General features: G+C 52.6%; 12 protein-coding genes. 5 read left to right on the forward strand and 7 right to left on the reverse strand.

Going from position 1 to position 12,530, the window contains the following annotated elements:
* The first annotated feature begins 138 nt into the window (after positions 1–138).
* Both purL and NFR90_RS00660 read left to right on the forward strand, forming a co-directional pair.
* A complete protein-coding gene (purL, locus tag NFR90_RS00655; protein WP_251449833.1) occupies positions 139–4,080 on the forward strand; it encodes a phosphoribosylformylglycinamidine synthase in 3,942 nt (1,313 codons plus the stop codon).
* Positions 4,081–4,258: 178 nt separating this feature from the next.
* Positions 4,259–5,413 (forward strand): hypothetical protein, encoded by a 1,155-nt coding sequence (locus tag NFR90_RS00660; protein WP_251449836.1) that lies wholly within the window; start codon positions 4,259–4,261, stop codon positions 5,411–5,413.
* A gap of 164 nt (positions 5,414–5,577) precedes the next feature.
* Here the strand turns inward: NFR90_RS00660 and NFR90_RS00665 are convergent, their stop codons facing one another.
* The 3 genes from NFR90_RS00665 to NFR90_RS00675 all read right to left on the reverse strand — a co-directional run bounded on the left by NFR90_RS00665 (position 5,578) and on the right by NFR90_RS00675 (position 7,124).
* A complete protein-coding gene (locus NFR90_RS00665; protein WP_251449838.1) occupies positions 5,578–6,165 on the reverse strand; it encodes an HdeD family acid-resistance protein in 588 nt (195 codons plus the stop codon).
* Between the two features lie 71 nt (positions 6,166–6,236).
* A complete protein-coding gene (locus NFR90_RS00670; RefSeq protein ID WP_251449840.1) occupies positions 6,237–6,674 on the reverse strand; it encodes a DUF2721 domain-containing protein in 438 nt (145 codons plus the stop codon).
* A gap of 9 nt (positions 6,675–6,683) precedes the next feature.
* Positions 6,684–7,124: a DUF2721 domain-containing protein gene (locus NFR90_RS00675; RefSeq protein ID WP_160334720.1), complete on the reverse strand. Its 441-nt coding sequence runs from the start codon at positions 7,122–7,124 to the stop codon at positions 6,684–6,686.
* A 136-nt stretch (positions 7,125–7,260) separates the two neighbouring features.
* Here NFR90_RS00675 and ruvX point away from each other — a divergent pair, with 136 nt between their 5' ends.
* From ruvX to galU, 3 genes are all read left to right on the forward strand, one after another.
* Positions 7,261–7,686 (forward strand): Holliday junction resolvase RuvX, encoded by a 426-nt coding sequence (gene ruvX, locus NFR90_RS00680; RefSeq protein WP_251449842.1) that lies wholly within the window; start codon positions 7,261–7,263, stop codon positions 7,684–7,686.
* Positions 7,686–8,522, forward strand: a complete 837-nt coding sequence (locus NFR90_RS00685; RefSeq protein ID WP_251449844.1) for a lysophospholipid acyltransferase family protein — start codon at positions 7,686–7,688, stop codon at positions 8,520–8,522. The genes ruvX and NFR90_RS00685 overlap by 1 nt, the downstream gene beginning before the upstream one ends.
* Positions 8,523–8,599: 77 nt before the next feature.
* A complete protein-coding gene (galU, locus tag NFR90_RS00690) occupies positions 8,600–9,439 on the forward strand; it encodes a UTP--glucose-1-phosphate uridylyltransferase GalU (protein WP_160334723.1) in 840 nt (279 codons plus the stop codon).
* Here galU and rfaE2 read toward each other — a convergent pair.
* From rfaE2 to rfaE1, 4 genes are read right to left on the reverse strand one after another with little or no spacing between them, the layout of a single operon-like run.
* Entirely contained in the window at positions 9,436–9,930 is a 495-nt protein-coding gene (rfaE2, locus tag NFR90_RS00695; protein ID WP_160334724.1) for a D-glycero-beta-D-manno-heptose 1-phosphate adenylyltransferase, read from the reverse strand. The genes galU and rfaE2 overlap by 4 nt on opposite strands.
* Positions 9,927–10,508: a D-glycero-beta-D-manno-heptose 1,7-bisphosphate 7-phosphatase gene (gene gmhB / locus NFR90_RS00700; RefSeq protein ID WP_160334725.1), complete on the reverse strand. Its 582-nt coding sequence runs from the start codon at positions 10,506–10,508 to the stop codon at positions 9,927–9,929. Before gmhB ends, rfaE2 begins: the two co-directional genes overlap by 4 nt.
* Positions 10,505–11,500, reverse strand: coding sequence for an ADP-glyceromanno-heptose 6-epimerase (gene rfaD / locus NFR90_RS00705; protein WP_251449846.1), 996 nt, complete (start codon positions 11,498–11,500; stop codon positions 10,505–10,507). The genes gmhB and rfaD overlap by 4 nt, the downstream gene beginning before the upstream one ends.
* Before the next feature lie 15 nt (positions 11,501–11,515).
* Positions 11,516–12,460 carry a D-glycero-beta-D-manno-heptose-7-phosphate kinase gene (rfaE1, locus tag NFR90_RS00710; protein ID WP_160334727.1) on the reverse strand — a complete coding sequence of 315 codons (945 nt, stop codon included), beginning with the start codon at positions 12,458–12,460 and terminating at the stop codon, positions 11,516–11,518.
* Positions 12,461–12,530 lie beyond the last annotated feature (70 nt).

The raw sequence follows: 12,530 nt of genomic DNA on the forward strand, positions 1-12,530 counted from the left end.
GGTTCGATGCCTGAGCACGCAAGAGTTCGGGAAATTCGCGCACTTCAATTTAGAATAGACGAAATTACTTTAACCTCAACTAACCTAACTTCGGAGGAAGCTGCATTGCAGCCCTGATGACTGCGGCAGCATAAAAAAATGAGTCAGACGTCCATGTTTCGCTTAGACGCATCCAGAGCCCTGTCGGATTTTCGTACTGAAAGACTTCTTGAGAAAATTCGCCGTATCGCGCCTGACGCGGTCACACTGAACACTCGGTTCATCCATTTTGTAAAAACGGACGGCACCCTGTCGGCTTCTCAGTTCGAAACCATGCAGTCCATTCTCACTTACGGGGAAGAGGCGATTCTTACTTCCGCAAAAGAGAAATTCATGGTGATTCCCCGTCTCGGAACAATCTCTCCCTGGGCATCCAAAGCGACCGATATTGTCCGCAACTGCGGCCTGACAAATGTGCTTCGCGTGGAAAGAGGCACCTGCTTTGAGCTGATCATGAAGGACGATAAGCGCCTGAGCGAAGAGCAGAGAGAAAAAATCGCAGCCGTGATTCACGACCGCATGACTGAAAGCGTGGTGGCTCCGGACGTGGCTCCGGAAGTGGTTTTTGCTGAGGCTGAAGGACAGCCAATGCGCAGCGTTGACATTCTTACGGAAGGCAGAACTGCGCTGCAGAAGGCCAATGTTGAGCTGGGTCTTGCGCTCAATGATGACGAAATTGATTACCTCATCGACGCATTTACGAAATTGAAACGCAACCCGACGGACGTTGAGCTGATGATGTTCGCTCAGGCGAACTCCGAACACTGCCGACACAAGATTTTCAATGCGAAGTGGACGATTGACGGCAAAGACGAAGACAAGAGTCTTTTCGGCATGATTCGCGAGACGCACAAGAATCATCCGCAGGGCACGATTGTCGCTTACTCTGACAATGCCGCGGTTTTCGAAGGCGAAGAAGTTCCCCGCATGTATCCCCGCGGAAACGAAAACTCCGAGGGCGGCCGCGAGTACATTACGCAAAACGAGCGCACTCATTCCGTTTTCAAGGTTGAAACGCACAATCACCCGACGGCGATCTCTCCCTTCCCGGGCGCCTCTACAGGTTCGGGCGGAGAGATTAGAGATGAAGGCGCGACCGGCCGAGGCGCTCGTCCGAAAGCGGGTCTGACAGGATTTACCGTCTCTTCTCTGAGAATTCCCGGCGCGGTGCAGGGTTGGGAAAATGACAAAGACGTCAGCGGCCCCTCGAAGGACGCACCCTATTACGGCGCTCCCAAACGCATGGCTTCGGCTCTGGATATCATGGTCGAAGCGCCTCTCGGCGGAGCTTCCTTTAACAACGAATTCGGCCGTCCGAATATTCTCGGTTATTTCCGCGCATTTGAAGCCAATGTCGGCGGACGCCGTTACGGCTATCACAAACCGATCATGCTTGCGGGCGGTATCGGCAACATTCGAGACGATCAGACACACAAGCTGGCGCTTCCTCCGGGAACGCTTCTTGTGGTTCTGGGCGGCCCGGGAATGCGTATCGGCATCGGCGGCGGAGCAGCCTCTTCGATGGGCGCCGGGGCCAACAGTGAATCTCTGGATTTTGCCAGTGTGCAGCGCGGCAACCCCGAAATGGAGCGAAGAGCTCAGGAAGTGATCGATCGCTGCTGGGAAGCGGGTCTTGAGAATCCGATTCTTGCGATTCATGATATTGGCGCAGGCGGCTTATCCAATGCGATGCCTGAGCTTGCCGATCTTTCCGGTAAGGGCGCGAAGCTGGATCTGAATAAGGTGCCGATCGAAGAAAGCGGCATGAGCCCGCTGGAGATTTGGTGCAACGAGTCGCAGGAGCGTTATGCGCTTGCGATTGATCCGAGCCGTCTGAAAGCTTTTGAAGAGTACTGCAGGCGTGAGCGCTGCCCCTATGCGATTCTCGGCGAGATCTCCGAAGATGATGAACTTGTTGTGACGCGCTCGGAAGGAGAGGAGCCCGCGGTCGATATGCCGATGAGCGTGCTTTTAGGCAAGACACCCAAGATGCACCGAGTCGCAGAGCATGAAAAAGTTCAGCCGATGAAGGCGTTGAAAGACGCGGATACGAAAAAAGCCCTTTACGAAGTGCTGGAGCACCCGACCGTAGCCAGTAAGAAATTCCTGATTACTATCGGCGACAGAACCGTCGGCGGTCTTGTTGTCAGAGACCAGATGGTCGGGCCTTGGCAGGTTCCTGTATCCGACGCCGCAGTGACCGCAGTTTCCTATGAAAGCTTCCGCGGTGAAGCGATGGCCATGGGCGAGAAAACGCCTCTGGCGGTATCCAACGCGGCAGCGGCGAGCCGTATGGCAATCGGCGAAGCGATGACCAATATCGTCAGCGCGGATGTGGATCTTGACCGTATTATTCTTTCTGCCAACTGGATGGGCGCCTGCGGCGTTCCCGGTCAGGACGCGGCATTGTTTGACGCGGTTAAGGCGGCAAGCGAATTCAGCCAGAAACTTGGAGTCAGTATTCCCGTCGGTAAGGATTCTCTCTCGATGAAGACTGCCTGGAAGGACGAAAGCGGAGAAAATAAGAATGTGATCTCTCCGGTTTCCCTGGTGGTTTCGGCAGCGGCTCCGGTGTATGACGTGCGTGACAATCTGCTTCCGATGTTTGCCGAGAATGTTCTTGACAGCTCGCTTCTGCTGATTGACCTCGGACGCGGTCAGGATCGACTTGGCGGTTCGGTTTACTCGCAGGTGACACAGAGATTTGATTCCGTTACGCCGGATCTGGACGATGCGGAAGACTTAAAGAAATTTATGCGTGTCATTCGCTCTCTTGCGGAAAAAGGCGCGATTCTTGCCTATCACGACCGCAGCGACGGCGGCTTAGCGGCGACGCTGTGCGAAATGATGTTCGCAAGCCATGTCGGTGTCGAAGTGGTTGCCGACGGTCTTGTGAAAGACGGCAAGACGCTCAATGAAGCGCTCTTTAATGAAGAGCTCGGCGCGGTGATTCAGGTGACCCGCGGGCGTTCTTCCGAAGTCGTGAAAGCGCTTGAAGCTGAAGGCCTTCAGGATACTCTGATGTATCTTGGCAACCTGATTCCGGAAGAAAATCTCAATATTTACCTGGAAGGCAAGTGTGTTCTCTCCGAAGAGAGAGCCAATCTGCAGAAGGCCTGGTCCAAGGTTAGCTGGCAGATTGCCCGTATGCGGGACAATCCGGAATGCGCTGACAGTGAAAATGATCTGATTTCCGACCCGCATCACGGCGGTCTTACACTTGCGATGGGTTTTGATCCTGAAGAGAACATTGCGGCCCCGTATATCAATACGGGCGTCCGTCCGAAGGTTGCCATTCTGAGAGAGCAGGGCGTAAACAGCCAGAATGAAATGGCGAGCGCGTTTATGCAGGCCGGATTTAATCCGGTTGACGTCCATATGACTGATCTGCTTTCCGGCAGAGCGAACCTTGCCGAATTTGTCGGCCTTGCCGCATGCGGCGGATTCTCCTACGGCGACGTTCTCGGAGCAGGCGGCGGATGGTCTAAGACCATTCTGCACAATGCCGGACTTCAGAACATGTTCCGCAGATTCTTTGAAAACCCGAACACATTTACGCTCGGTGTCTGCAACGGCTGCCAGATGGTTTCTCAGCTCAAGAACTTAATCCCGGGCGCCGCTCATTGGCCGACTTTTGAACGCAACTATTCAGAGCAGTTTGAAGCGCGTCTGGTCAATGTGAAGGTTATGGATTCTCCGTCGATTTTCTTTGCCGGAATGGCCGGAGCGATGCTCCCGATTGTCAACTCTCACGGTGAGGGGCGCGCGTATTGGAAAAATCAGGAAGACGAGGCTGAGGCGATTGCAGCGGCTTGTTATGCGGATTCCAAACAGATGCCGACAGAAGTTTATCCTCTGAATCCCAATGGTTCGCCCATGGGTAAGACGGCATTTACGACACCGGACGGCCGCGCGACGATCATGATGCCGCATCCGGAGCGCAGCTGGCGTGCGGTGCAGCTCTCATGGCGCTCTCCTCTGCTGAAGGATGTATCGCCGTGGGCGCGCATCTTCCAGAACGCACGAGTTTGGGTCGGTTAAGTCAAAACTATTCGTAAGTCCCGTTTTTACGGGTCATTACGCACAAGGTGTTTCAGAGCGGGCGGTCAAATAGGCCGCCCTCTTTCTTTGCGTGTAAACTTTCGGAAAGCATTATCAATAACGCAGGCCTGCACAGAGCTTTGGAGCTTTTAAGGAGCAGGCTTGTTTAGGAATTTAAATGGACGAAACAAAAACTGAGCAGGACAACATTCTGAATGATCCTAATCTTGGCGAGATTCTCCAGCTCGCAGTGATCAACAGCAAACCGCCGAAACGCGAAAAATTCGATTGGGCAAATTTCAAACCGCAGGCAGTGAAGTCTGCAGAGGATCTTCCTTCCTATCTGGTTTTCGGACCTCTCAATCACGGCACTCTGATTATCAATGCGGACGGTTTCAATGCGGAATGGTCCGATCCTGAGCAGAAGGCGAAGATTGTGCTGAATTGGAACTCGAAGACGCACAAGTACACCGCCTCTCAGGTTTGGGACGGTGAAGAGGGAAGCGCCACACAGCAGGATGACACAACGCCTCTGATTCAGGTTTTTGCTATGCTTTACGAAGACGGTTTTCCGAAGAACTGGGACGCGAAAGCAAAAGAGCAGTTCGAAGGGAAGTACTATCTGACCTGGCTTGAAGGGAACGAGTGTCTTCCGACTTATTTCGCGGCTCCCGACGGAGTGTTCCGTGTCATCAGTTTCCCGGTGATGATCAAGAACCTGAGACACGCCCGTACCATCCTTGAACACATTTCTGCGGAAACGCCGAATTACGGATTCTTTGCGACTGCGACCCTCATGCAGCAGGATGTGTACTACAAACTCGGAACAGCTCCTGACTGGACAAGAGACATTGCCATGTGCATGACGCAGTCGATCGGTGAAACCGGTCTGATTCCTCAGGATATTCCGAGAACGGAAGAGATCGAAGGCGCTCAGTGGAATCATCTGGTACGCGACGCGATGATGCTTCACGTCTTTGTGCCGTTTGCCGGAATGAGAGACATGCTTCAGAAGCTCTCTGAGAGTCCGATGCCGATCATTGAGCGTACGGACGCGCCGATCCGCCGCGACCTGCTCCCCGTTGTGTCGCCGCAGGGCCTTCCTGAAAAGCTCAATTCCTTCACGCTTGACGATACGATTCAGGGAATTCGTGTGACGTATACCTTCCTTGCTCCGGAGATCGCGCTTGACGATCTGCTGACACTGGATTCGAACAGTCAGATTGATCGCCTGGAAAAGTTCTCAGACGCCATTCTTGATCAGCTGTCAGCCGACGTGGAAGAAGCTAAGCGCAAGGCCGAAGAAAAGCCAAGAATCGTCACGGAGCAGTAGCGGATGATTTAGCGGCCGACCGCAGAGCGGCCGGTAGAGAATGCAGCAGACGCTCACTGCAAAGAAAGCAGTGGGCGTTTGTTTTTACGGTGATTAATACAAAAAACCGGCGCTGAGACAACGCCGGTTAATTCAGTCAGAAGCGCAAAGTGCGGTTCAGCTTTTTACGATTCAGACTGGTTGCCGATGGATTTAACTTCCAGACCGAACATAACGCCTGTCCAGCCGTCGAAGATCAGTTCGATTGCGACGAAGATACCGAAGATCCAAACGGAGCTCTGAGGCCATCCCCACCACAGGCAGACGCCAAGCAGCAAAGAGACAATTGCCGAGAAGAGCATCAGTCCCCAGCCTTTCGCATCGGTATTTCTGAACGCGACCCAGCACTTAATCAAGCCCACGGCAATGAAGTAAGAAGCGAGGAACAGCGTGAGTGTTTCAGTACCGGCGACCGGATAGAACATCAAGAGCAAACCGGTTAACGCGGTCAGCAGTGCAAGAATGATCGCTGCCGTTCTTGCGCCCCATCCTTCAGCCTTCCAGAAAAGGGCGAGTCCTGTGCCGCCGCTCACCAGAAGCATGGCGCCGATGAAGATCGTGACACCGATGGAAAAGGCGATCGGAGCAAACAGACCGATAGTTCCCAGGACGATGCTGAAGATACCCCAGCCTATGATCCCGTTCGCATGCTGCTTAAGAGGAAGAACCAAATCTTTTTTGACGCGATCGTTGATATTGTTGTTGTCAGACATTTATAGCCTCCTAATGTTTGATGAGGTAATGATGGTTCAAACAAGAGGGAGGCTGTTGGATTATCGGACCACTATGGGCGCCTAATCTGATCGATGGAAGTCTTGAGTGTCCGCAGAGAAATTTGAACTTCTAGGACGAAAAACACCGTGGAAACCACGATAAATACGACGGCTGTCAGAAGGATCGTTGACTTCCAAACTTCAAAATTCAGATTCCAGAGATGTTCCAAAATGGTGACAAGAACCAGAATTCCGGCAAATGCGGCTGAGGTGGTCACTGCGAGAATGGCGTTCTTCAGCAAATGGCTTCTTTCATAAGTAAGTCGAATCGCCTGCTCAAGAATCGGATCGGTTTTAGGCGCTAGTTTGCGGCGTTCTTTTAAAAGCGCTCTGACTCTGTCCGTGGTGGAGTTGTAGCGGGCAGTCATGGCGAGCAGCAGTAAACCGACGCCTGAGATCAGCGTGATCGGTGTTAAAGCATCGGAGAGCGTAACGGCATACGAAATCATTGTGCACTCCTACTGCGGATGGTCATGGTGGTGAACGGACAGCCCGATCGCTCTGACGGAAATTTGAACCTCGCCAACGTAAATGCAGCTCGAAAGTACAATGAAAATAACGGAGGCTAAAAGCATCAAAGATTTGGTCAGAGACAGATCAAAATCAAAGAGACGTTCTATGACGATTGCCAGAATCTGCAGACTGCTGAACGCAGCGGAAATCATCAGCGTCAGAATTCCGTTTTTCAGAAGACTTGCGCGCTTGAAAATCAGGTCTATGGATTGATCGATTTCTTCATGAAGATCTTCGGGTTCGGCCGCTCTTTCCGCAAGGAGCTGTCGGATCCGTGAGGCGGCATGGCAGTAGCGCGCCGACATTGAGACCAGGAGGAGTCCTACTCCGGAAATCAAAGTAACGGGCGCCAGAGCATCCGAAAGTGTTGCACTGAATTCGAGCATTATCCTCTCCAAAGAATCTGCTGAAATTGTAAGCCCGCCTCCTATGACCGTCACTATTTTGATGACGAACTTTGAGCGGTGAGGCGCCCGAACTCTAAAATATCGAATTATTTAATTTGTATCCGACTCAATTTACATGACCCAATCAGTTTTGGAGAGGCTCTCTCAGGACGCCATTATTATTTGTTTTGACTACGGTCTGGCACGGATCGGTGTTGCTATCGGCAATATGCTGACAAAAACAGCTCGGCCCCTGAGGATCATTTCCTGGAAAACAAATGAGCAGAAGTGGAAAGAAATCACAAGTCTGCTTTCAGAATGGACACCTGCGGCGATCGTGGTTGGCGTGCCTCGGCATGCGGATGGAGAACCGAACTCGATGACAGCAACCTGTCAAAAGTTTGCCAATCAGCTGGAAGGCAGATTCCATCTTCCTGTCGTGCGCGAAGATGAAAGATTCAGCTCAGTTGAGGCAGAAAGAGAAAACTCCGGGGCGGACTATATTGATGATGAGGCCGCGGCTGTTATTCTGGAACAGTGGCTGAGAAGAAAGGAACAGTAATGAAAAAAATTAAAGGCAGCGCTCGCTTCCTGAATGTGGTGATGTATACGCTCGTTTGTTTATTTCAGGCCTATACCGCGTTTCAAAAAGCGGATCAAAAGAGCAAAGGAAGGATGCTCGCTTTCTACACAAGGCGTGTTTTAGAGAAGGCCGGCGTCAAGTGCCGCTACGAAGGCAGCGTGCCCGAGTCACTGCACGAGTGCGGTGTATCCGATGAAGCGCCCGCATGCATTGTGGTGTCCAATCATGTCTCATGGCTGGATATCTTCACGCTGGACTCTCAGATTCCGTCTCGGTTTATTGCGAAAGCCGAAATCGCAAAATGGCCGATATTCGGGCTGATTGCGCGCGCGATCGGAACACTTTTTATCAATCGTTCGAGCAAGCGGGCGATTCTCAAGATTAACGACGACATCAGAGGAGCGCTCTGCAATCGCGAAACGGTGGCAATTTTTGCTGAGGGTACGACGACTTTCGGCAATGAGCTGCTGCCGATTAAATCCAACTTTTTAGCTCCTGCGGCCGAAATAGGCGCGGTGGTTCGTCCGGTCGTGCTGGTTTATATGGATAAAGGCAAGCCTGCAAAACAAGCGGCTTTTGCCGGCGACGTCACCTTGTTCGGTTCACTGTGGAATGTGGTCACTATGGAGGATGCGCATGCGGTTGTGCATTTTCTGGAACCGATCGTTCCGACACCGGAAATGACGCGCCATGACATCGGCAGGCTCTGCCAGGAACGAATGCGGGCCAAACTCAAGGAAATTTGGGGCAACGAATACAAGGACGGCGACGCAGACGGTGCGTCCGTGCTTGCCAAGGCGATTGCGAACGGCTGAACCAGAGAAAATCTTTGGAACAGAAGCCGAATGATATTAGAATTCGATTAGCTCAACTGAGTAAACCTAATACCGATATGAAACCTGTAAGAAAAGCCGTATTCCCTGTCGCGGGCCTTGGCACCCGTTTCCTTCCTGCTACTAAGGCGATGCCTAAAGAAATGCTCCCCATAGTAGATAAGCCTCTTATTCAGTATGCGGTTGAGGAAGCCGCTGCTGCGGGCATCACAGATATGATTTTCATCACGGGTCGTCATAAGAGAGCGATCGAAGATCATTTTGACAGCGCTCCCGAGCTTGAACGCGATCTGAAGAGCAAAGGAAAGAACGCGCTGCTTGCGACCCTGAAAGCGGTGGTTCCGCCGGGAATCAATTTCATCTTTATTCGTCAGCCCGAGCCGCTCGGGCTTGGTCACGCGGTTCTGTGCGCAAAACCCGTGGTCGGTGACGAACCTTTTGCCGTTATTTTGGCCGACGACCTGATTGACGCGAAGAAACCGGCGATTTCTCAGCTCATCGCTGCAAGAGCGGAAAACAACGGCGGCAATGTTCTGGCTGTTCAGACAGTTCCCCGCGAGATGACGAAGCAGTACGGTATTGTTGAAGTCGACGATGAACACGAAGTTTGTCCGAAGATCTCTTCAATTGTTGAGAAACCTGATCCGCAGACGGCACCGTCCACTCTTGCGGTGATCGGACGCTATGTTCTTGAACCTGAAATTTTCGACAGCCTTCAGCACATTGACCGTGGCGCCGGCGGTGAAATTCAGCTGACGGACGCGATCGGAAGAGAAATCCCGAAGGGAAACACTCTGGCCTGCCGTTATGAGGGCGAGCGCTTTGACTGCGGCTCCAAGCAGGGGTTCCTGAACGCCACAGTCCATTACGCCAGAAAAGAAGGCTATCGAATTATCTAGCTTTCTCTTACTTTACGGAGCAGTTTCGTAGTGCTCCGATCAAATTCGAACGCTGCGGTGACAACCTTGCCGCTGTAGCTGTGAACGATCTTTGCTTCCGGCAGATCTTCAATTCTGTAATCTCCGCCTTTGACGTAAATGTCCGGGCGGAGTTTTCTTACGATTTCAAGCGGCACCTTATCCTTGAAAATGACGACGTTGGACACGCTTTCCAGGGCGGCGAGGACCGCAGCGCGGTCCGCTTCAGGGTTGATCGGACGATCCGGGCCCTTGCCGAGCTGACGAACCGATGCGTCGCTGTTGACTGCGACGACCAGGCTTGCGCCGAGCGCTCTGGCCTGCGCAAGGTAGGTGACATGTCCGCGGTGCAGGATGTCAAACACACCGTTTGTCATAACGATGGGGTGCGGAAGCTGTTCGTGAAGACTTTCGAGCTGATCCGTGGTTACGATCTTCTGTTCGAATGCGGGTGGCGGAAGATGTTGACTCATAATAATTTAGCGGCGGAAAGCAGATTATCTGCGGTCTCGTGTTCAGTACTGCAGTCGGGGAAGGGGTGCGTGCCGTCTTTTTTGACAAGAATGCGTCGGGGGACACCGGCTCTGGCTCCAGCCTCGATGTCCGAACATTTGTCTCCGATGATGACGCTCGCGGCAGGATCAATATTCAGGTCCTGCGCGGCGGCAAGAATCATTCCTGGTTCCGGTTTGCGGCAGGTACATGCTTTGAGGTAGGGAGCAAATGCGCCTGTCGGATGGTGCGGACAGAAATAGAGCGCACCGATTGCGGCGCCGGAAGCTTCCAGCACGCCAGCCATCCAAAACGTCAGTTCAGAAAATTCATGCAGGCTGTATTTTGCGCGCCCGATGCCGCTCTGATTGGTGACGATAACCGGGACAAAGCCTTTATCCCTAAGAAGCCGAATGCCTTCGATCGCGCCGGGAATGAATTCAAAGTTTGATCGGTTTCCGACATAGGCGTGATCAATGTTGATCACGCCGTCTCGGTCTAAAAAAGCGGCTTTTATTGGGTTTTCGGAACGCTTGGTGAAGATAAAACGATATTTCATTTCACTTTATCGAGCAGATGCAGCATGTAAGCGCGTGTGCCTTCCTGAACGGACTTAAACTGAACTTCGCACCCGGCTTCACGAAGGTTTGTCAGATCTGCCTGTGTGTAGGCCTGATACTTGCCGACCAGAGCCTGCGGGAAGGGAATGTATTCGATTTCTCCCTTCATCACGGCTTCTTCAAGTGTGAGTGCGGGTTTGCCGTCGGCTTCGCGCAGTGTGTTCACCACAGTGAGCGCGACATCGTTGAAGGGCTGAGCGAGACCCGTACCGCAGTTGTAGATTCCGGTGATTTCTTTATCGAGGCAGAAGAAGTTTACTTCCACCACATCGTCCACGTACACGAAATCGCGCATCTGAGCACCGTTCGCGTAGCCGAGGCAGCCCTCAAAGAGTTTTACCTTGCCTTCGGCGCGGTACTGGAAGAACTGATGGTATGCGACGGAAGCCATACGGCCTTTGTGCTGTTCGTGCGGACCGTAGACATTGAAGTATCTGAGTCCTGCGACTGGGGCTCTCAGACCGTACTGCATTTCACGACGAAGTACCTGATCAAAGAGATATTTAGAGTAGCCGTAAACATTCAGAGGTTTTTCGTAGCGGACGTCTTCTTTGAAGATGCTGGAGGCGCCGTACGTTGCCGCCGAGGACGCGTAAATAAACGGGATTCGTTCGCGCTGGCACCAGCGGAATAAGTCCACGGTGTAGCGGTAATTGTTCTCCATCATGTAGCGGCCGTCGAGTTCCATTGTGTCCGAGCATGCGCCTTCATGTAAAACGGCTTCCGGTTTGGCGATCTTTCCGGCTCTGACGAGTTCAATGAATTCGGCCTTATCGAAGTAGTCGGAAATCCGATTGTCAGCAAGATTAGTGAACTTGTCTGATTTTTTCAGATGATCGACTGCGACAACATCGGTGAAGCCTCTTTTGTTCAGTCCGGCAACGATATTTGCTCCGATAAAGCCGGCGGCGCCGGTGACAATAAAACTCATGTTTAGCCTCTTCGTTTAGAGATTTGGAAATAGTTCTTCGGGTGTAACCGTGGCCGTACCGACTTTGCCGACCACGATGCCGCCCGCCTTGTTGGCGATCTTGACGGCGGTGTGCCAATCGTATCCGGCGGCAAGCATGACGCCGAGTACGGAAATGACGGTATCGCCGGCTCCGGAAACATCGAATACTTCCCGAGCACGTGCGGGAACAGACCAAGCGCCGTTGTCATCAAAAAGCGTCATGCCCTCTTCACTGCGTGTCAGAAGGATTTTCTCAATATTGAGCTCTTGGCGCAGATTCTGCGCGCGGTTCATCAGATCTTCTTCGGAATTCCATTGACCGACGACCTGCGCCAGCTCGTTGCGATTTGGTGTGATCGCGGTGGTATTGGCGTAGCGGGAGTAGTCCGAGCCTTTCGGGTCGACCAGTATGGTTCTGCCGAACGCGCGGCCTTCAGCGATCATGTGTTTAATGCGGTCAAGTCCGCCCTTGCCATAGTCGGAAAGGATGACAACATCATGGTCGGGGAGAAGGCTTGAAAATCGGTTGGAGTGCTGTTCAAGTGCGGAAGGAGCGATTTCTGACTCAAAGTCGGTACGCAGCATCTGCTGATGGCGCGCGAGAATGCGCAGCTTCAGCGTAGTGGTAAAGCCCGCAACCCGATACAGGCAGGGACGAACGCTGCATTCTTCAAGCAGGTCCATGATCTTATTGCCCGCTTCGTCTTCCCCGATGATTGCCAGAAGGGACGTCCGCGCCTTCAGACTTGCGGCGTTTCGCGCCACATTGGCGGCTCCTCCGAGACGATCTTCGGAACGAGTGACTTTGACAACGGGGACCGGTGCTTCAGGAGAGATTCTAGACGCGTCTCCGAACCAGTATCGATCCAGCATCGCGTCGCCTACGACAAGCACGGAAGAATTTTTAATGGCGTCTAGGTTAATGTCCCGAAGTTCCATGATTTATCTGTCTTGATACACTTTAATTTGCTGATTTTAGCGCCTTCACTGCGGCCTGAGCTCTCATCAG

The sequence above is a fragment of the Parasutterella muris genome (assembly GCF_943193095.1).
In the GTDB taxonomy this organism is placed as follows: Bacteria; Pseudomonadota; Gammaproteobacteria; order Burkholderiales; family Burkholderiaceae_F; genus Parasutterella; species Parasutterella muris.